Here is a 19,077-nt window from a genome sequence, read left to right as displayed (position 1 = left end):
TGACAGCCGGCAGCCCCTGCTTGCGGGTTCCTACCCGCATGGCGGGCCAGTTGTCTGGCATAGGCTGCGTCGGCAATCCCGCTTGAACCTGATTTTTTTGCGCGCGTTCCCCTCAACACCTTCATCCCAAGGAGACAGTCTTATGCGAGCCCTGCGTTGGAATCGTTGGAAGTATCTCGGTCTGCTGGCGGCCACGGGCCTTGCGGCCTGCGGCGGGGGGGACGGTGATGCGCCCGAGGAGACGCGGGCACAGGACAGCCGCAGCTTTGCGCCGGCCAATCCTTCGGCCACCAGCTTCGACGCGCTGGCCGCCGCTTCGGGCGATGTGGTCGACAACGCCAGCACCAGCCGCTGGGCCGGTGTGCTGGAAGGCGCGGCCTACCGCATCGAGGTGCCGGCCAACTGGAATGGCCGCCTGGTGATGTATGCCCACGGCTATGCGGGCGAGGGCAGTGCGCTCAACGTCACCAATCCGTCCATACGCCGGTACCTGATCCAGAACGGCTATGCCTGGGCGGCGTCCAGCTACAGCAAGAACTACTACGACGTGCGCGCCGGCGTGGAGGACACGAATGCGCTGGCGCTGGCCTTCAACCGCCTGGCCGCATCCCACGGCCGGCCGCTGGCGCAGCCGCAGCGCCTGTACATCACCGGCCATTCCATGGGCGGCCATGTCACGGCGGCGGCCATCGAGGCCGAGGCCCAGGCCACCGCGAGGAACAAGGTGCGCTACCAGGGCGCCGTGCCCATGTGCGGCGTGACAGGAGATACCGAACTGTTCGACTACTTCGCCGCGGCCCAGGTCACCGCGCAGGCCATGGCCGGCGTGGCCCAGCGCCCTGTCACCGAGTGGGCCGCCATCCAGGGCCAGGTGACCTCGGCCCTGTTCACCACCTTTCCGTCGGCTCCCACCGCGACGGGGCGCGCCTATCTGTCGGTCATCCAGAACCTCACGGGTGGCCCGCGCCCGCTGTTCGATCTGGGCGTGGCCGTGGGCGGCTCGTTCGCGCCGGTCTGGGGCGTGTTCGGCAGCGATGGCTCGGTCAACGGCATCCTGAACCGCAATGTGACTGATACCAACCGCTTCACCTACCGCATCGACGGGGATGCCGCGGCCTCGGCCGCGCTCAATGCCGCTGCGCAAAAGCGCACGGCCGCGCCCGATGCCAACCGGCCGCGCCGCGACGGCCTGCGCTGGATTCCCGTGACTTCCGGCGATATCAACATTCCCGTGGTGACCCTGCATACGCTGGGCGATCTGTATGTGCCCTTCAGCATGGAGCAGATCTACCAGCGCCGCGTGGCCGACAAGGGCCGGAGCCAGTGGCTGGTGCAGCGCGCCATCCGCGGCGCATCGCACTGCGACTTCACCGTGGCCGAACAGGTGGAAGCCTTCGATGCCATGGTGCAGTGGGAGCAGGGCGGCGCCAAGCCGGGCGGTGACGATGTGCAGACGGCCGCCACGGTGGCCGCGCCCACCTATGGCTGCCGCTACACGCGCAACACGCTGGGCCCGGATGACAGCACCACCACGCGGCAGTTGCGCGCCGTGATCTCGCAGAACGCAGCAAGCTGCCCGTAGCGCGGAAGGCGGCGCCGGCTGCGCCGCTCAGCGCGGGCTTGCTGGCGCTGTGGGCGCCTGTGCGAGCAGGCGCAGCCCGAACAGCTCGTCCAGCGCCTGCCGGTATTGCTCCATGGCGCGCGACTGGGTGTTGTGGTGGTTGCCGCCTTCGATGAGTACAAAGCGCTTGGGCTCGCTGGCCGCCTCGAACAGCTGGCGGCCCAGCGTGGCGGGGATCAGCGGATCGGCGCTGCCGTGCACGACCAGCAGCGGCGAGCCTATGCCGGCCACCTTGTCGATGGAGGCAAAGCGCTGCGTGATCAGCGGCCCCACGGGCAGCCAGCCCCAGCGGAAGCTGCGGACCACGTCGGGAATGCTGGTGAAGGTGGCCTCGACCATGACGCCGGCCTCATCCTGGACGCTGCGCGCCAGGTCGATGGCGATGGCACCGCCCAGCGAATGGCCGAAGATGAAGCGCGGCCGGCCCGGAGCGTGCCGGCCCAGCCAGTCCCAGCCTGCGCGTGCGTCCTCGGCGGCCGATTCCTCGGACGGCAGGCCGGCGCTGCTCTTGCCAAAGCCCCGGTAGTCGATGGCCAGCACCGAAAAGCCCAGTTCGTGCAGCCGCCGGATGCGCGGCGAGGAGCCGGCAACGTTCCAGCGCGCGCCATGCAGGTACAGCAGCACGGGGGCGTTGCCGGCCGTGGCCGGCTGGGGCAGCCACAGCGCATGCAGGCGGGCGCCGTCCTGCGCTGGCATGTCGATCCAGACATCTTCCATGCCGGCCGTGTTGGCGCCGGGCCAGCTGCGGTCGCTGGGCTGGAAGATCCATTCGCGCTGCTTGGTGTCCAGCACGGAGCAGCCGCTGGCCGCCAGCAGCGCGGCCACGCCCAGCGCCGCCGTGATCCGGTGCAGGCGCCTTCGGGGCCACAGAAAGGGAAGCATTGAGGGCATGACGCAACAATGGATGCACGGGCCGGCCAAAAGTTCAGCGCCGCTGCCCTGCGGGCCGGCGCTGTCATGGATTGGCGCTATTCTTGCCGCTGGTTCGCGGGCCGACAAGGCGATGCGGACCTCTCCCCACTGTTGATGAGTGAACCTGTATGCCGATACGCCTGGGCCTGGCCGCCAACCGAATCCACCACCAAACCGAGGATGCCGCACTGTTCGGCTGGCTGCGCGCCTGCGAGTCCGGCATCCGCGAGCTGCAGCTGGGCCTGCATGCCGTGGGCCGTACCTTCGACGCCATCCAGGCCGCCGGCATGCTGGCGTCCTACCGGGGCCTGCGCCGCTATCCCTATGGCCGCGAAGGCGGGCTGATGAAGCTGGTGGCCGAGGTGGTGGGCGTGGAAGGCGACGAGCGCACGATTGACGGCGCCATTTATCTGACCGACCCGGTCGATCCGTCCTCCATCTTCCCCGAGGCCGTGGCGCTCAAGCGCCAATGCGTGATCCACGGCAAGCCCTTCCTGTCCACCGTGGCCTCGGCGCGCGACTGGATCGAGATGGAGCGCATCCATGCCGGCCTTCCCAGGGATGCGGGCGCGCAGCGCTTCCATGACTATGCGCAGCAGACGCTGGCGCTGATCGCCCACGATGCGCTCAAGCCCACGATGCTGGATTTCGCGGCGCGCAACTTCGAGCTGCTGTCGCGCTTTGGCCGGCGCGTGGGCACGGGCACCACGGGCCAGCGGCTCAACGAAATGGCCTGGAGCCGTGGCTGGCCCGAGGACCGGCCCTGGGTGGACCGCTACAACAGCGGCCCGCTGGGCGGCGATGCGCAGATCGCCGACCTGGTGCTGGACCGCCGCTGCCAGCGCGTGATCTTCTTCGAGGACCCGCATGTGGCGCGCCAGCACGAGGCCGACATCCAGCTGCTGGAGCGCGCCGTGACCACGGTGACGCACGACACGGTCTGCACCACTTCTCCGGCCGTGGCGCAGCGCTGGTGCGATGCGGCCTTGATGCGCCGCTGAAACCTTCGTCGCGCAGACGACAGCCTTGCGGCCTGCGGGCGGGCGAACACCCGTGACCGGCCGGGGGCTTTCTGCAAGACTGGCCGTTTCCAAAACCAAGGAGACAACGATGGTCAGTCCGCTCTTTCGGCGTTCCCGGCATGCCATGGCCCTGCTGGCCCTGCTGGCGCTACAGCCCGGCTGGGTGGCGGCCCAGGCACAGGCCCCCGCAGCGCCCGCGCTGCCGCCGCCCGACAGCGTGCGCCTGGAGCAACTGGGGCTGATGCAGGGCTTTCCGCCGGTCGCAGACAAGCGTGTGGACGTGTCCAACGGCTACCGCTATCCGCAACTGCGCTGGGTGGTGCAGCACCTGCGCGAAATCCAGCCCACGCAGAACATCCGTCGCGGCGCGGCGGCGCCCTCGGCCCTGCCCGAAGCGCCCATGGCCCTGGGCGGCCTGCGCTTTGACGACGACAAGGGCCAGCCCGTCACCGTGGACCAATGGCTGGACCGCACCTATACCGACGCCATCGTGGTGCTGCACAAGGGGCGGGTGGTCTTCGAGCGCTACCAGAACCAGATGCAGGCCAGCTCGCCGCACCTGCTGTTCTCGGTCACCAAATCGTTCACCGGCCTGATGGCCGCGCAACTGGCCCACGAGGGGCGCATCGACCCCCAGGCGCTGGTGACGAAATACGTGCCCGAGCTGGAAGGCTCGGCCTGGGGCGACATGACGGTGCGCCAGGTCATGGACATGACGGGCGCCGTGCGCTTTCGCGAGGACTACACCGACCCCAAGACCGAGATCTTCGGCTACTCCTGGGCCTCGGGCATGCTGCCGCGTCCGCCCGGCTACGCGGGGCCGACCAATGTCTACGACTTCCTCAAGACGCTGCCCAAGGAAGGCACGCATGGCGAGGGCTTTGTCTACCGCACCGTGCACTCCGAGGTGCTGGGCTGGATCGTCTCGCGCGTCACGGGCCGGCGCTGGAGCGATCTCATGAGCGAGAACATCTGGCAGAAGCTGGGCATGCAGGAAGACGCCTATGTGATGGTGGACAGCACCGGCACGCCGCTGCAGGGCGCGGGCCTGAACGCCACGGCGCGTGACTTGGCGCGCGTGGGCGAGATGCTGCGCCTGGGCGGCAGCTTCAACGGCCAGAAGATCTTCGACAAGGCAGTGCTGGACGACATTGCGCGCGGCGGCGACCGCGAGCAGTTCAAGTTCCGCGGCATCCAGGCCGCGCGGCCCGGCTACAGCTACCGCAACCAGTGGTGGGTGCTGCACAACGCCGACGGCGCCTACGAGGCCGCCGGCATACACGGCCAGTTCATCCACGTGAACCCGGCCGCGCAGATGGTGGTGGTCAAGCTGTCATCGCACCCGGTGGCGGGCGCGGCCTTCACGCATGCGCTGACGCTCAAGGCCTGGGCGGCGCTGGCCGATGCGGTGCGCGACAGGTAGCAGGAACAGGCAGCAGGAACAGGTCGCAGGCAGCAAAAAAGGCAGCGTGCGCAAACACGTTGCCTTCGGCCCGTGGGCAGGCCGGGCCGGCTTCTGATCGCCTGGCACGGCCCGCAATGGAGCGCACGCGTCAGACCTGGCGGCGCCGCATCCGGGTCATGCCGAACAGGGCCAGCAGGGCCGACATGGCTATCAGGCACCACTGCGACAGGGTGGGCACCGCGGTGGTGGTGGCGGCTGCCGCAGGCATGGCCACGACCACGGGGTCGAGGATGGCGCCGTCCTGGGCTCCGTCATCGTCGCCATCGCCGCCGTCCGTGACGGTGTAGCTGGCAGTGCCACCATTGAAGCTGGAAATCTTCACCCACTGGGCAGGCGTTGCCAGCGGCTTCCATTTCAGCAGAACGGCACCTGCGGGCACGTCTGCATGCGTCACCTGCATGGTCAGCGTGTCGCCGACGGTGCAGTCCCGGGTCTCAAACTCCAGCACGGGCCTGGGCATGTCGGGCACGGCCGTGAAGCCGGCGGGCAAGGGGCCGGGCAGGGCGCTGGTGAATGCGACATGGCGGAAGGTGCAGGTGCCATTGGGCTGGCCTTGCGTGAACTGTGTCCTGCTCGTTCCATCGGCGTGCTGTGTGAGGCCGAGAACAGTCACGGAGACGGTGCCGGTTGCGGCTGCGTAGTTCAAGGGATCGCTGCTGGCCTTGGTCCCTCGCACGACGCAGGTGCCGGTGGCCGTGCCGGTCAGCTGGTTGCCGCTGACCGTACATGGCCCGCTCAGGAGCTGGAAGGCGGGGACGGCATTGCCTATGCCGCCGCTCAGGGCCAGGGTGGTGGTTTCGCCCACGGCGACGGCTGTCGGCGTCGCGGTCACGGTGGCTGCCTGGGGCTCGGGGATCTTGATGGGATTGAGCGTGTAGCTGCGGTCCAGCGTATTGGCTTTGCTGTCGGTGACCCGGACCGTGAACGAGGTGCTGCCTGCGGCCGTGGGCGTGCCGCTGATCGTGCCTGTGGCGGGGTCCAGTTCAAGGCCTGCAGGCAGCGCTCCGCTTTGCAGTGCAAACGTGTAGGGTGCGCCCAGGCCGCCGGTTGCCGTCAGCGTCCGGGAGTACAGGCTGCCGACCTGGGGGCTGGGCAAGGTCGAGGGGCTGATGCTCAGGGGAATAAAGGGCTCGACGGAAACGGACTGCAGAGCCGCACCCACAATGTCGGCGGCCGAGAAAGTGATTTTCACGGTGCTGCTGTTGGTGATGGGCTCGTCCAGCGCAATGGTGGAGATGCCCACCGGTGCCGTCTTGGTGTACGTCACGGCGCCCGATGTGATGGTCAGTGGCAACGGATTGGCCGTGCTGTTGCGCATCACGAATGACTGGAAATTGATCTTTCCGGAGAGAGCGGTCACGGACCAGGAGGCAAAGGGATAGGCCGCGTCGCTGATGCGAAAGCTCATCCAGCCGCTGCTGTCGGTTCCGCAGCGGATGACGCCACTGGTCATCTGTGCAGAGAAAAGATAGCTGGGCGATGAAGGCGTCGTGTCAGTCGTGGATATGCAGTAGCCGTTGGCATCCAGATTGGGTTTGAAGCCGAGGGATTCATAGGCGAAGGCATTGCCCAGTGACAGGGCAGCGGCGCCGACGAGCAGCGCTTTGGTGATGGGTCCAGGGAGCATAGGGAACGGGGGTGGAGACAGGGCGCGCTGAGTGTCCTCTCCCGTTAGCCGGCGAATCTGAGCAATTCTGAGAATTGGCTTTCAGTGGCCAAGGCCGTCGCACTTTCTGTGGTGCGGCCCAGCCATGAAAAAAGCCCATGCAGCAGGCTGCATGGGCTTTCGTCAGGGATGGGGAGCGCTGATGCTCAGATCACGCCCTGGGCCAGCATGGCGTCGGCCACCTTGACGAAACCGGCGATGTTGGCGCCGTCGATGTAGCTGACCGTGCCGTCCTCGCGCTTGCCGTACTTCAGGCAGGCGGCGTGGATGCCTTGCATGATCTGCAGCAGGCGGGCATCGACTTCCTCGGCCGGCCAGGACAGGCGGGCCGCGTTCTGGCTCATCTCCAGGCCCGAGGTGGCCACGCCACCGGCGTTGCTGGCCTTGCCCGGGGCGTACAGCACGCCGGCCTTCTCGAAGGCCTTGGCGGCTTCGATGGTCGAGGGCATGTTGGCGCCTTCGGCCACGCAGACCACGCCGTTGGCGATCAGCACCTTGGCGTCTTCCTCGGTCAGTTCGTTCTGCGTGGCGCAGGGCAGGGCCACGTCCACCTTCAGGTGCCACGGCGTCTTGCCGCGCAGGAATTCGGCGCCCACCAGCTTGGCGTACTCGTCCACGCGGCCGTAGCGGTGGTTCTTCACATCCATCAGGATGGCCAGCTTCTCGGTGGTGAAGCCGTCCTGGTCATACACGGTGCCCGAGGAGTCGGAGACCGACACCACCTTGGCGCCCAGTTGCAGGGCCTTCTCCACGGCGTACTGGGCCACATTGCCCGAACCCGAGACGGAGACGGTCTTGCCTGCGAAGGACTGGCCGCGCGTGGCCAGCATTTCCTGGGCGAAGTAGACGGTGCCGTAGCCGGTGGCTTCGGGGCGGATCAGCGAGCCGCCGAAGGACAGGCCCTTGCCCGTGAACACGCTGGCGGCGCTGTTGGACAGCTTCTTGTACATGCCGGCCATGAAGCCCACTTCGCGGCCGCCCACGCCGATGTCGCCTGCCGGCACGTCGGTGTCCGGGCCCACGTGGCGGAACAGCTCGGTGACGAAGGCCTGGCAAAAGCGCATGACTTCAGCGGGGCTCTTGCCCTTGGGATCGAAGTCCGAGCCGCCCTTGCCGCCGCCCATGGGCAGCGTGGTCAGCGCGTTCTTGAAGGTCTGCTCGAAGGCCAGGAACTTGAGCACGGACAGCGTGACCGAGGGGTGGAAACGCAGGCCGCCCTTGTAGGGGCCGATGGCCATGCTGTGCTGGATGCGGAAGCCGCGGTTGACCTGCACATGACCCTTGTCGTCGGTCCAGCTCACGCGGAACATGACCACGCGCTCGGGCTCGACCAGACGCTCCAGCAGGCCGAGTTCGGCGTACTTGGGGTTCTTCTCGATGAAGGGCCAGAGGCTTTCCATCACTTCGGTGACGGCTTGCAGGAATTCGGGCTGGCCGGGGTTGCGTTGCGCCACTTCTTCAAGGAATTGGCCGACGGACTCGTACTTCATGGAAAAACCTCTGACTAAAAAACGGCTGCGGGAAGGGGTGAGTGCAAACCAAAATTATGCCAAAAAGTTATGCCGTCATGCATCGTTTTGGTGAACGGTGCCCGTGCTTGGTGCCTGAATGCCGTTTTTCGGTGCATTTCCAGAGAGGTGCCGACGGTATTTGGTGCATGGGCAGGGCCTGCGTGCCGCAGTGAGCGGGCAGGCTGCGGCCTGGATCAGCCGTATCCGGTGGCGTGCATGGTCATGGCGAATGGGAATGGCTGGCGCCATGCCAGTCGACATGAAGAGTGGCTAGGAAGGCCTTGTAGCCGGACGGGGCTTGGGCCCGCCCGGCCATCCCATCGACGGCCTTTCAGCTGCGCTGCAGCTGGGGATGGCGCGCGAACAGGTCGGCCGCCCAGTCCACGAAGGCCCGCACCTTGGCACTGAGGTGGCGATTGGGCGGATAGACCACGTGAATGGGCAGCGGCGGCTGGGTCCATTCCGGCAGCACCTCGACCAGTTCGCCGCTGTCGATCAGCGGCTGGGCAAAGGCCGTGACCAGCTGCGCGATGCCGAAGCCCGCCAGCACGGCGGCCGTGTAGGCATTGCTGTCGTTGGCCGCGATGCGGTAGTTGCCCGCCACCTCAATGGATTCATCGCCCCGCTGGAATTCCAGCGGGTACATGCGCCGCGTATGGCCCGCGAAGAAGGCGACGATCTGGTGCTTCGTATCCAGCTCGGAAGGGTGCTGGGGCACGCCGTGGCGTGCCAGGTAGGCGGGCGAGGCCACGGTGACCCAGTTCATCGAGCCGATGCGCCGCGCCACCAGGGATTGGTCGCTGAGCTCGCCCCCGCGGATCACGCAGTCCACGTTGTCGCTGATCAGGTCCACCAGGCGGTCGCCCACGCCCAGGTCGATCTGTATGTCGGGGTAGCGTTCGCAGAATTCGGTCAGCGCCGGAATGATGATCAGCCGGGCCATGGAGCTGCCCACGTCCAGCCGCAGCCGCCCGCTGGGCGCGGTCTGGGTGTTGACCATGCTGGCTTCGAGATCGTCGAAGTCGTTGAGCAGGCGTGCCGCGCGTTCGTAGTAGGCCGCGCCATCGGGCGTGACAGTGACGCGCCTCGTCGTGCGGTTGAGCAGCTTGACGCGCACGCGCGCCTCCAGCGCCTGTATCTGTTTGGTGACCGTGCCCTTGGGCAGGTCGAGCGAATCGGCGGCGCGGGTGAAGTTGCCGGCTTCCACCACGCGAACGAAGACACGCATGGCCTGGATCTGGTCCATGGAAAGTTGCTCCTGCAGCGCCCGGCAAGGGAATGCCGGCTCGGCGGAATTCTCACATGCGCGGTATCGGGCGATTGTTCGTGAAACGGAAACAGAGCGATGGCTGCGTTGCTATTTCAGACATGGCCGGCGCCGCCTATATTCCAACCATCGACCATTGCCGCAGGTTCGCGCCATGTCCACTTCCCCGTCGCTTCCGAACGGCCCCGCCGCCGGGGCGCAGATTGCCGAAACAGAATTCTCCATCGAGCTGCCCGAGCACGGCACCGTGGCTGCGCGCGCCTATGGCCAGCGCAGGCCCGGCACGGTCTCGCCGCTGGTGCTGCATTTCCATGGCGGCACCTTTGTCTGCGGCACGCTGGACAACGGGCGCTACATCGGCCGGCTGCTGGCCGAGGCGGGCGCCGTCGTGGTGTCGCTGGCCTACCCGCTGGCGCCCGAGCATCCGTTTCCCCAGCCCATCGAGGTGGGCTACGCCGTGCTGCAGTGGCTGTACAAGCACCGCGTGAAGATGGCGGGCAAGGGCGCGCCGCTGTTCCTTGCGGGTGAAGAAGCCGGCGGCAACCTGGCCGCCGCCGTGGCCGTGATCTCGCGCGACCGGGGCCATCCGCCGCTGGCGGGCCAGATCCTGGTGTCGCCCATGCTCGATCCCTGCACCGGCACCGCCTCGCAGCGCGAGGCCACGCCCGAGGCCGGCGAATGCCGCTGGGCCACGGGCTGGCGCGAGTACCTGAGCTGCCCCAAGGACGCCATGCATCCCTATGCCGTGCCCGGCAGCTCGCTGCGCCTGGCCCAGCTGCCGCCGGCCCTGGTGCTGGTGGGTGGTGACGACCCGCTGCGCGACGAGGCCCAGGCCTATGCGGCCCGCCTGCGCGCGGCCGGGGTGACGGCCAGCAGCCATGTGCTGCCCAGCGCGTCGAACTGGCCGCAGGCCCTGTCCGAGGCCGAGGCCTGTACGGCCTGCAGCGCCGCCGTGTTCCAGCATGTGCATGACTTCTTCGAGGCCACCATGAACAAGCCCGCAGCACCGGGCTAGGCCCCGCGCCGCCGCAGCCGGCGACACCTGCTGCCCCGTTTTCCCCTTCCGCCTTCCCGGCGCGTTCAGGCGCCGGGCGGGCATCGTGTTCCCTGAATTTCGCAAAAAAACACCATGTCCACCGAATCCACCTCATCCTCTTCTTCCCCTTCTTTCGCTTCGGCCCAGCGCAAGGGCTGGAGGCTGCCTGCCGCCGCTGCGGCCATCCTCGCCGTCAGCGCCGGCCTGTTCGGCCTGCATGGCTTCGACGCCAAGGCCGATGACGCGCCCGCCAGCGCCCAGCCCGCCGCCACGCCCGTGTCGGTGGCCACGGTCGCCGAAAGCGAGGTCACCGCCTGGGACGAGTTCTCGGGCCGCCTTGAAGCCGTGGAGCGCGTGGACATCCGCTCGCGCGTGGCTGGCGCCGTGCAGGCCGTGCACTTTCGCGAGGGCGCGCTGGTCAAGCAGGGCGATCTGCTGATCACCATCGACCCCGCACCGTATGCGGCCGAGGTCGAACGTGCCGAAGCCCAGGTGGCCTCGGCCCAGGCGCGCCAGTCCTATGCGCGCAGCGAGCAGGAGCGCGCACGCCGCCTGTGGGACGAGCGGGCGATTGCCCAGCGCGAGCTGGACGAGCGCATCAACGCAGGCAGCGAGGCCGAGGCCAATCTGCGCGCGGCCCAGGCGTCCCTGCAATCGGCGCGGCTGAACCTGGGCTACACCCAGGTGCGCGCCCCCGTGTCGGGCCGCATCGGCAAGCGCGAGATCACCGTGGGCAACCTGGTGGCCGCAGGCCCGGGCGCGCCGGTGCTGACCACGCTGGTCTCGGTCAGCCCCATCTATGCAAGCTTTGATGCCGATGAGCAGGTCATCACGCGCGCGCTCAAGGAGCTGGGCGGCGGCGCGGGCAACCGCGCCAAGATCGACAGCATTCCCGTGCAGATGGGCACGGCCACGGCCGGCAGCACGCCCTTCGAGGGCCGGCTGCAGCTGATCGACAACCAGGTCGATGCCCGAAGCGGCACGGTGCGCGTGCGCGCGGCCTTCGACAACAAGGACGGCGCCCTCATGCCCGGCCAGTTCGCCCGCATCCGCATGGGCCAGGCGCGCGACAGCAGCATGCTGCTGGTCAGCGAGCGCGCCATCGGCACGGACCAGAGCAAGAAGTACGTGATGGTGGTGGGCGGCGACAACAAGGCCGTCTACCGCGAGGTGGCCCTGGGCGCCTCGGTCAACGGCCTGCGCAACGTGACCCAGGGCCTGCAGCCCGGCGAGCGCGTGGTCGTCAACGGCCTGCAGCACATCCGCCCCGGCGCCCTGGTCGCGCCCAAGGAGGTGTCCATGGATGCGCGGGCCGATGCCCGCCAGCCGGGCACCCGGCAGGCAGCCGAACAAGTGGCTGACGCAACCAAGTCCTGATCTAGCCGCACACCTTTCCTGCCTCTGAAATGCCGCCTGACCGCAGGCGGCATGGGCCGCGCTTTGCCGTGGCGGAGCCAAACACCATGAACCTATCCAAATTCTTCATTGACCGGCCGATCTTCGCAGGCGTGCTTTCGCTGCTGATGCTGATCGCCGGCCTGATCGCCATGGGCGGGCTGCCGATCTCGGAATACCCCGAGGTCGCGCCGCCGTCCGTGGTGGTGCGCGCCCAGTACCCGGGCGCCAATCCCAAGGTGATCGCCGAGACCGTGGCCACGCCGCTGGAAGAGCAGATCAACGGCGTCGAAGGCATGCTCTACATGGGCAGCCAGGCCACCAGCGACGGCGTGATGACGCTGACCGTCACTTTCCGCCTGGGCACCGATCCCGACAAGGCGCAGCAGATGGTGCAAAACCGCGTCTCGCAGGCCGAGCCGCGCCTGCCGGAAGAGGTGCGCCGCCTGGGCATCACCACGGTCAAGAGCGCACCCGACCTGACCATGGTGGTGCACCTGGTCTCGCCCAACCAGCGCTATGACATCAACTACCTGCGCAACTACGCGGTGCTGAACGTGAAGGACCCGCTGGCGCGCATCGAAGGCGTGGGCCAGATCCAGATCTTCGGCGGCGGCGACTACGCCATGCGCGTGTGGCTGGACCCGCAGAAGGTGGCGCAGCGCGGCCTGTCGGCCAGCGATGTGGTGGCTGCCATCCGCGGCCAGAACGTGCAGGCTGCGGCCGGCGTGGTCGGCGCCTCGCCGGGGCTGCCGGGCGTGGACATGCAACTGTCCATCAACGCCCAGGGCCGCCTGCAAAGCGAGGAGGACTTCGGCGACATCATCGTCAAGAGCGGCTCCGACGGCGCCGTGACCCGCCTGCGCGACATCGGCCGCCTGGAGATGGGCGCGGCCGACTATTCGCTGCGCTCGCTGCTGAACAACGACCCGGCCGTGGGCATGGGCGTGTTCCAGGCGCCGGGCTCCAATGCGCTGGAGATCTCGGCCAACGTGCGCAAGACCATGGAGGCCCTGAACAAGAACATGCCCGAGGGCCTGGAGTACCGCATCGCCTACGACCCCACGCAGTTCGTGCGCGCCTCCATCGAATCGGTGGTGCACACGCTGCTGGAGGCCATCGTGCTCGTGGTGCTGGTGGTGATCCTGTTCCTGCAGACCTGGCGCGCCTCCATCATCCCGCTGCTGGCCGTGCCGGTGTCGGTGATCGGCACCTTCGCCGTGCTGCATCTGCTGGGCTTTTCCATCAACGCGCTGAGCCTGTTCGGCCTGGTGCTGGCCATCGGCATCGTGGTGGATGACGCCATCGTCGTGGTCGAGAACGTGGAGCGCAACATCGAGGCGGGGCTGACGCCGCGCAACGCCACCTACCGCGCCATGCGCGAGGTGTCCGGGCCCATCATCGCCATCGCCCTGGTGCTGGTGGCGGTGTTCGTTCCGCTGGCCTTCATCAGCGGCCTCACGGGCCAGTTCTACAAGCAGTTCGCGGTGACGATCGCCATCTCCACGGTGATCTCGGCCATCAACTCGCTGACGCTGTCGCCCGCGCTGGCGGCCCTGCTGCTGCGCGGCCACGATGCGCCCAAGGACGCGCTGACGCGCGGCATGGACCGGGCCTTCGGCTGGCTGTTCCGCGGCTTCAACCGCATGTTCCACCGGGGCTCCGAGGCCTACAGCGGCGGCGTGGGCCGCGTGATCTCGCGCAAGGCGCTGATGCTGGCCATCTACCTGGCGCTGATCGCCGTGACCTTCGGCCTGTTCAAGGCCGTGCCTTCGGGCTTCGTGCCCGCGCAGGACAAGCAGTACCTGATCGGCTTTGCCCAACTGCCCGACGGTGCCACGCTGGACCGCACGGACGAGGTGATCCGCCGCATGGGCGAGATCATGAAGGACAACCCCAACGTGGAGGACACCATCGCCTTCCCGGGCCTGTCCATCAACGGCTTCACCAACAGCTCCAACTCGGGCATCGTCTTCGCCACGCTCAAGCCCTTCGACGAGCGCAAGCGCGCCGACCAGAGCGGCGGCGCCGTGGCCGGCCAGCTCAACCAGGCCTTCGCAGGCATCCAGGACGCCTTCATCGTCATGTTCCCGCCGCCACCCGTGGCGGGCCTGGGCACGACGGGCGGCTTCAAGCTGCAGCTGGAAGACCGCGCCTCCCTGGGCTATGACCAGATGGATGCGGCCGTGAAGGCCTTCATGGCCAAGGCCTACCAGACGCCCGAGCTGACCGGCATGTTCACCAGCTGGCAGGTCAACGTGCCCCAGCTGTATGCCGACATCGACCGCACCAAGGCGCGCCAGCTCGGCGTGCCGGTGACGGACATCTTCGACACCATGCAGATCTACCTGGGCAGCCTGTATGCGAACGACTTCAACAAGTTCGGCCGCACCTACAGCGTCCGCGTGCAGGCCGACGCGCCCTACCGCGCGCGTGCCGAGGACGTGGGCATGCTCAAGGTGCGCTCCAGCTCGGGCGAGATGATTCCGCTGTCGGCGCTGATGAAGGTGGACTCCAGCTTCGGCCCCGAGCGCGCCATGCGCTACAACGGCTACCTCACGGCCGACATCAACGGCGGTGCCGCACCGGGCTTCTCTTCGGGCCAGGCGCAGGATGCCATCAAGCGCATCGCGGCCGAGACCCTGCCCAAGGGCATCGATTTCGAATGGACCGACCTGACCTACCAGGAGATCCTGGCCGGCAATTCGGCGGTGATCGTGTTCCCGCTGGCGCTGCTGCTGGTCTTCCTGGTGCTGGCCGCGCAGTACGAGAGCCTGACCCTGCCGATTGCCATCATCCTGATCGTTCCCATGGGCCTGCTGGCGGCCATGACCGGCGTCTGGCTGTCGGGCGGGGACAGCAATGTCTTCACGCAGATCGGGCTCATCGTGCTGGTGGGGTTGAGTGCGAAGAACGCCATCCTGATCGTGGAGTTCGCGCGGGAGCTGGAGTTCGAGGGGCGCACGCCCATACAGGCCGCCATCGAGGCGAGCCGGCTGCGCCTGCGCCCCATCCTGATGACCTCGCTGGCCTTCGTCATGGGCGTGCTGCCCCTGGTGCTGTCCACGGGCGCGGGCTCGGAAATGCGCCGCGCCATGGGCGTGGCCGTGTTCTCGGGAATGATCGGGGTGACGGCCTTCGGCCTGTTCCTGACGCCCGTGTTCTACGTGCTGATGCGCCGCCTGGCAGGCAACCGGCCGCTCAAGCAGCATGGGCCCGAGATGGAGGAAGAGGCCCCTGCACATGCACCCGCCCACGGCCATGCCTCGGGTGGCGGCGCGCTGCCCATGCCCTCTGCTGCGCGTGGCGAGCATGAATGAGCCCACACCACAAGAACAGGAACCGATCATGAAGATCCCATCGCTTTCGAAACTGTCCAGGCGTCTGCTGCCCCTGGTGGCGGCGCTGGCCCTGGCCGGCTGCGCCAGCGTGTCCCAGAGCCTGCCAGAGCTGCCGGCCGCCCCTGCCTTCAAGGAGCAGGGCGCCGCACCGCAGGCGGGCTGGACCCAGGCCCTGCCCGCCGAAGCCCAGGCACGCGGCCAATGGTGGCTGGCCTTTGCGGATCCGGCGCTGAACGCGCTGGTGGACAAGGCCACGCTGGACAACCAGAGCATCCAGGCCGCGGCCGCACGCCTGGCCGAGGCCCGTGCCCTGGCGCGAAGCGCCAATGCCGAGCGCCTGCCCCAACTGGGCCTGGGCGCAGGGGCCACGCGCGGCGCGGGGCTGGACAAGGCCTCGGGCACGCGGCCTGCCACCCTGGTCAATGCGGGACTGAACCTGTCCTATGAGGTCGATCTGTTCGGCCGCATTTCCCAGGCGGCCGACGCATCGCGGCTGGACGCCGAGGGCCGCGAGGCCCTGCTGCAAAGCACGCGGCTGGCCGTGCAGGCCGAGGTGGCGCAGACCTATCTGCAGCTGCGCGCGCTGGACGCCGAGCGCGCCCTGATGCGCGAGACCGTGGAGGCCTACCGCGACACGCTGCGCCTGTCGGAGCGAAGGCTGCAGGCCGGCGACATTGCCGAGCTGGACGTGGCGCGTATCCAGGCCGAGCTGTCGGCCACCGAATCGGATGCGCTGGCGCTGGACCGTCAGCGCGCCCAGGTCGAGCATGCGCTGGCCGTGCTGGTGGGTGACTCGGCCTCGCGCTTCGGCCTGGGCGAAGGCGCCTGGACCACGACGCTGCCCTCCATCCCAGCCGGCGTGCCGGCCACGGTGCTGATGCGCCGGCCCGACATCTCGGCAGCGCAGCGCGCCGTGTTCGCCGCCCAGTCGCGCGTGGGCGTGGCCAAGACAGCCTGGTTCCCCAGCATCTCGCTGACCGGCGCGGCCGGCCATGCCTCGCCCGAGGTCGGTGACCTGTTCAAGTGGTCCATGCGCTCCTGGGGCGTGGGCGCCCTGCTGTCGCTGCCGCTGTTCGACGGCGGCCGGCGCGAGGCCGGCGTGCAGGCCGCAGGCGCGCAGCTCGATGCCGCGCTGGCCGCCTACCGCCAGCAGGCGCTGGTGGCCTTCCAGGAGGTGGAGGACCAGCTGTCATCCATCCGCATCCTGCAGGAGCAGTCCACCGTGCAGGGCCAGGCCGTGGTGGCCGCCAAGCGTGCCACCAGCCTTTCGGACACGCGCTACCGCAATGGCTACGTCAGCCAGCTGGACCTGCTGGATGCGCGCCGCAGCGAACTGCGCAACCGCCGCCAGGCGCTGCAGGTGAAGTCTGCGCAGTACCAGGCAGCCGTGGGCCTGATCCGCGCGCTGGGCGGGGGCTGGGATGTGCCGGCTGACGTGCCGGTGGCCCAGGCCGCGCTGCGCTGAGGCTCCCTCAGGCCAGTACGTCAATGGAGCGGAACACGCGCTGCAGCACCGGGTCCGGGCTGTGGCGGCAGGCGTGGACCTGCTCCATGAGGTGGTGCACGAAGCGCTCGGCCACCCAGGGCAGGGGGCCGTGGCCGCGCTGGACCACGCCCACCGTGTGGGGCTCGAACTGCTCGCGCAGGGACAGTGGCACCAGGGTGCCCTGGGGCACGCCCGATTCGATCAGCGGCCAGGGGCACAACGAGAGCATGTCGCTGTGCGCGATCAGGTGCAGCAGCAGCGATGCCGAATGCACCAGGTGGATGTGGCCCACGGGCACGGGCAGGCCGTGGCGCAGGAACAGGCGCCGCACCAGATCGTCCTCTTCGGGCGGGGTGTAGTTGAGCAGCCAGTCGCAGTCCATCAGCTCGGCCAGCGAACGGGCGCCTGCCAGCGGGTGGCCGGTGCGGGCCACGACGGTGGCGTCATAACGGAACAGCGGCGTGCCATGCAGGTCGCCGCCCGAGGGGCCCGAGGGCACGCGGCCGATCAGCAGGTCCAGCGTGCCTTCGCGCAGGCGCGGATGGGCCACGGCCGACAGGCCCTCGAACAGTTCCAGCCGCACCTGGGGCAGTTCGGCGCGGAAGGCGCGCAGCACATGGGGCAGCAGGCTCTGGCCCACCCAGGGCGTCACGCCCACGGACAGGCGCGCCACGGCGCAGGTGTCGCGCAGGCGGGCCATTTCATCCTCGGCCTGGGCCATCTGCCCGGTGATCAGCTGGGCGTGGCGCAGCAGCGTGCGCCCGGCCGGCGTGAGGACGATGCCGCTGCTCTGGCGCTCGAACAGCGCAAGGCGGTGGCCTTCCTCCAGTTCGCGCAGGGCCTGGGTGATGGCCGACTGCGTGATGCCCAGCGCCCGTGACGCGGCGCGCACGCTGCCACAGCCGGCCACGGCGACGAGGTAGCGCATCTGGTGCAGCTTCATGGCGGGACCGGCATCGGGGTGGGGCTGGGAATGCATGGGCCGATCTTGCAGGTTTCGTGCCATGTCTGCCATCCCTGCCATTGCTGTGATCGGCGCATGCCGGGGATGACAGGCAATGCCTGGCAGGGCAGGCGCTGGCGGTCTTCCGCCCGCTGCCCACGCTTCCTAGACTGCGGGCATGAACATTGAACCGCCCGCTTCCACCACGGCCGAAGCCGCCGATCCGGTGCTTGCCGGCATACGCGCTACGCAGGCCGAGATGGTGGCCCTGCGCCATCACCTGCATGCCCATCCCGAGCTGGCCTTCGAGGAGTTCGCCACCAGCGACTTGGTGGCCGAGCGCCTGGCCTCCTGGGGCTACGAAGTGCACCGGGGCCTGGGAGGCACGGGCGTGGTCGGCACGCTGCGGGTCGGGGCAGGCACGCGCCGGCTGGGCCTGCGTGCCGACATGGACGCGCTGCCCATCCACGAGCAGACCGGCCTGCCCTATGCCAGCCGCCACGCGGGCCGCATGCATGCCTGCGGGCATGACGGCCATACCGCCATCCTGCTGGCCGCCGCGCGCGAGCTGGCCCAGGCACGCGGCTTCGACGGCACGCTGCACCTGATCTTCCAGCCGGCCGAGGAGGGCCTGGGCGGGGGGCGCAAGATGGTGGAGGATGGCCTGTTCGATCTTTTCCCCTGCGATGCCATCTTTGCGCTGCACAACATGCCGGGCTTTGCCGAGGGACAGTTCGGCTTTCGCGAGGGCTCGTTCATGGCTTCGTCGGACACGGTGATCATCACCGTGCGCGGCAAGGGCGGCCATGGCTCGGCCCCCCATCTGTCGGCCGACCCGGTGGTGGCGGCGGCCCACCTGGTGCTGGCGCTGCAGACCGTGGTCTCGCGCAATGTCGATCCGCGTGACATGGCCGTGGTCAGCGTGGGCGCCATCCATGGCGGCGATGCGCCCAACGTGATCCCTGGCGAGGTGGAGCTGCGCCTGTCCGTGCGCGCCTACCGGCCCGAGGTGCGTGCCCTGCTGCGCGAACGCATCACCGCGCTGGCCCATGCCCAGGCCGCCACGCTGGGGGCCGAGGCCGTGGTGGACTACCGCTGGCGCTATCCGGCCCTGGTCAACGATGCGGCCAGCACGGCCTTCGCCCGCGAGGTGGCGCGCGACTGGCTGGGCGAGCAGGGGCTGATCGCCGACCTGCAGCCGCTGACGGGCAGCGAGGACTTCTCCTTCATGCTCGAACAATGCCCGGGCAGCTACCTGATCGTGGGCAACGGCGTGGGCGACACGCATGGCACGGGCGGCTGCATGGTCCACAACCCCGGCTACGACTTCAACGACCGCATCCTGCCGCTGGCAGCCACCTACTGGGTGAAGCTGGCCCGGCGTTTTCTGTCCGCCGCCTGAGGCGCCGCGC

At 68.6% G+C, this 19,077-nt stretch carries 13 protein-coding genes; 8 read left to right on the top strand and 5 right to left on the bottom strand.

Annotated elements, in window-relative coordinates; genetic code table 11:
• Positions 1-142 precede the first annotated feature (142 nt).
• Positions 143-1,582 carry an alpha/beta hydrolase gene (locus BO996_RS24100; protein ID WP_043819206.1) on the top strand — a complete coding sequence of 480 codons (1,440 nt, stop codon included), beginning with the start codon at positions 143-145 and terminating at the stop codon, positions 1,580-1,582.
• A 27-nt stretch (positions 1,583-1,609) separates the two neighbouring features.
• Here the strand turns inward: BO996_RS24100 and BO996_RS24095 are convergent, their stop codons facing one another.
• Entirely contained in the window at positions 1,610-2,512 is a 903-nt protein-coding gene (locus BO996_RS24095; RefSeq protein ID WP_034396513.1) for an alpha/beta hydrolase, read from the bottom strand.
• Between the two features lie 149 nt (positions 2,513-2,661).
• Here BO996_RS24095 and BO996_RS24090 point away from each other — a divergent pair, with 149 nt between their 5' ends.
• Entirely contained in the window at positions 2,662-3,534 is an 873-nt protein-coding gene (locus BO996_RS24090; RefSeq protein WP_012206945.1) for a methylglyoxal synthase, read from the top strand.
• A 109-nt stretch (positions 3,535-3,643) separates the two neighbouring features.
• Positions 3,644-4,978: a serine hydrolase domain-containing protein gene (locus BO996_RS24085; protein ID WP_071956591.1), complete on the top strand. Its 1,335-nt coding sequence runs from the start codon at positions 3,644-3,646 to the stop codon at positions 4,976-4,978.
• Positions 4,979-5,108: 130 nt separating this feature from the next.
• Here BO996_RS24085 and BO996_RS24080 read toward each other — a convergent pair whose 3' ends face one another.
• From BO996_RS24080 to BO996_RS24070, 3 genes are all read right to left on the bottom strand, one after another.
• The gene (locus BO996_RS24080) at positions 5,109-6,647 is read right to left on the bottom strand and encodes an IPTL-CTERM sorting domain-containing protein (protein WP_071956590.1); all 1,539 of its coding nucleotides are present in this window, start codon (positions 6,645-6,647) and stop codon (positions 5,109-5,111) included.
• Between the two features lie 185 nt (positions 6,648-6,832).
• A complete protein-coding gene (gene gdhA, locus BO996_RS24075; RefSeq protein ID WP_013801081.1) occupies positions 6,833-8,176 on the bottom strand; it encodes an NADP-specific glutamate dehydrogenase in 1,344 nt (447 codons plus the stop codon).
• Positions 8,177-8,528: 352 nt separating this feature from the next.
• Entirely contained in the window at positions 8,529-9,443 is a 915-nt protein-coding gene (locus BO996_RS24070) for a LysR family transcriptional regulator (protein ID WP_043819201.1), read from the bottom strand.
• Positions 9,444-9,618: 175 nt separating this feature from the next.
• Here BO996_RS24070 and BO996_RS24065 point away from each other — a divergent pair, with 175 nt between their 5' ends.
• From BO996_RS24065 to BO996_RS24050, 4 genes are all read left to right on the top strand, one after another.
• Positions 9,619-10,479, top strand: coding sequence for an alpha/beta hydrolase (locus BO996_RS24065; protein WP_012206937.1), 861 nt, complete (start codon positions 9,619-9,621; stop codon positions 10,477-10,479).
• A gap of 114 nt (positions 10,480-10,593) precedes the next feature.
• Positions 10,594-11,877, top strand: coding sequence for an efflux RND transporter periplasmic adaptor subunit (locus tag BO996_RS24060; RefSeq protein ID WP_013801082.1), 1,284 nt, complete (start codon positions 10,594-10,596; stop codon positions 11,875-11,877).
• 86 nt (positions 11,878-11,963) lie between these two features.
• Positions 11,964-15,215, top strand: a complete 3,252-nt coding sequence (locus BO996_RS24055; protein ID WP_013801083.1) for an efflux RND transporter permease subunit — start codon at positions 11,964-11,966, stop codon at positions 15,213-15,215.
• A gap of 28 nt (positions 15,216-15,243) precedes the next feature.
• Positions 15,244-16,701, top strand: coding sequence for an efflux transporter outer membrane subunit (locus tag BO996_RS24050; protein ID WP_071956589.1), 1,458 nt, complete (start codon positions 15,244-15,246; stop codon positions 16,699-16,701).
• A gap of 7 nt (positions 16,702-16,708) precedes the next feature.
• Here the strand turns inward: BO996_RS24050 and BO996_RS24045 are convergent, their stop codons facing one another.
• A complete protein-coding gene (locus BO996_RS24045) occupies positions 16,709-17,728 on the bottom strand; it encodes a LysR family transcriptional regulator (RefSeq protein ID WP_043796609.1) in 1,020 nt (339 codons plus the stop codon).
• Between the two features lie 115 nt (positions 17,729-17,843).
• Between BO996_RS24045 and BO996_RS24040 the strand changes: the two genes are divergently transcribed.
• Entirely contained in the window at positions 17,844-19,067 is a 1,224-nt protein-coding gene (locus BO996_RS24040; protein ID WP_071956588.1) for a M20 aminoacylase family protein, read from the top strand.
• The last annotated feature ends 10 nt before the right edge of the window (positions 19,068-19,077 follow it).

Origin of the sequence: Delftia sp. HK171, from assembly GCF_001886655.1 — a bacterium.
GTDB classification, from domain to species: domain Bacteria; phylum Pseudomonadota; class Gammaproteobacteria; order Burkholderiales; family Burkholderiaceae_C; genus Comamonas; species Comamonas acidovorans.
This window is presented reverse-complemented; position numbering and strand designations above follow the sequence as displayed.

Coding starts and splice junctions, on each gene's coding strand:
- BO996_RS24100 (WP_043819206.1), top strand. CDS start 143: ATGCGAGCCCTGCGTTGGAATCGTTGGAAGTATCTCGGTCTGCTGGCG.
- BO996_RS24095 (WP_034396513.1), bottom strand. CDS start 2,512: ATGCCCTCAATGCTTCCCTTTCTGTGGCCCCGAAGGCGCCTGCACCGG.
- BO996_RS24090 (WP_012206945.1), top strand. CDS start 2,662: ATGCCGATACGCCTGGGCCTGGCCGCCAACCGAATCCACCACCAAACC.
- BO996_RS24085 (WP_071956591.1), top strand. CDS start 3,644: ATGGTCAGTCCGCTCTTTCGGCGTTCCCGGCATGCCATGGCCCTGCTG.
- BO996_RS24080 (WP_071956590.1), bottom strand. CDS start 6,647: ATGCTCCCTGGACCCATCACCAAAGCGCTGCTCGTCGGCGCCGCTGCC.
- gdhA (WP_013801081.1), bottom strand. CDS start 8,176: ATGAAGTACGAGTCCGTCGGCCAATTCCTTGAAGAAGTGGCGCAACGC.
- BO996_RS24070 (WP_043819201.1), bottom strand. CDS start 9,443: ATGGACCAGATCCAGGCCATGCGTGTCTTCGTTCGCGTGGTGGAAGCC.
- BO996_RS24065 (WP_012206937.1), top strand. CDS start 9,619: ATGTCCACTTCCCCGTCGCTTCCGAACGGCCCCGCCGCCGGGGCGCAG.
- BO996_RS24060 (WP_013801082.1), top strand. CDS start 10,594: ATGTCCACCGAATCCACCTCATCCTCTTCTTCCCCTTCTTTCGCTTCG.
- BO996_RS24055 (WP_013801083.1), top strand. CDS start 11,964: ATGAACCTATCCAAATTCTTCATTGACCGGCCGATCTTCGCAGGCGTG.
- BO996_RS24050 (WP_071956589.1), top strand. CDS start 15,244: ATGAAGATCCCATCGCTTTCGAAACTGTCCAGGCGTCTGCTGCCCCTG.
- BO996_RS24045 (WP_043796609.1), bottom strand. CDS start 17,728: ATGGCACGAAACCTGCAAGATCGGCCCATGCATTCCCAGCCCCACCCC.
- BO996_RS24040 (WP_071956588.1), top strand. CDS start 17,844: ATGAACATTGAACCGCCCGCTTCCACCACGGCCGAAGCCGCCGATCCG.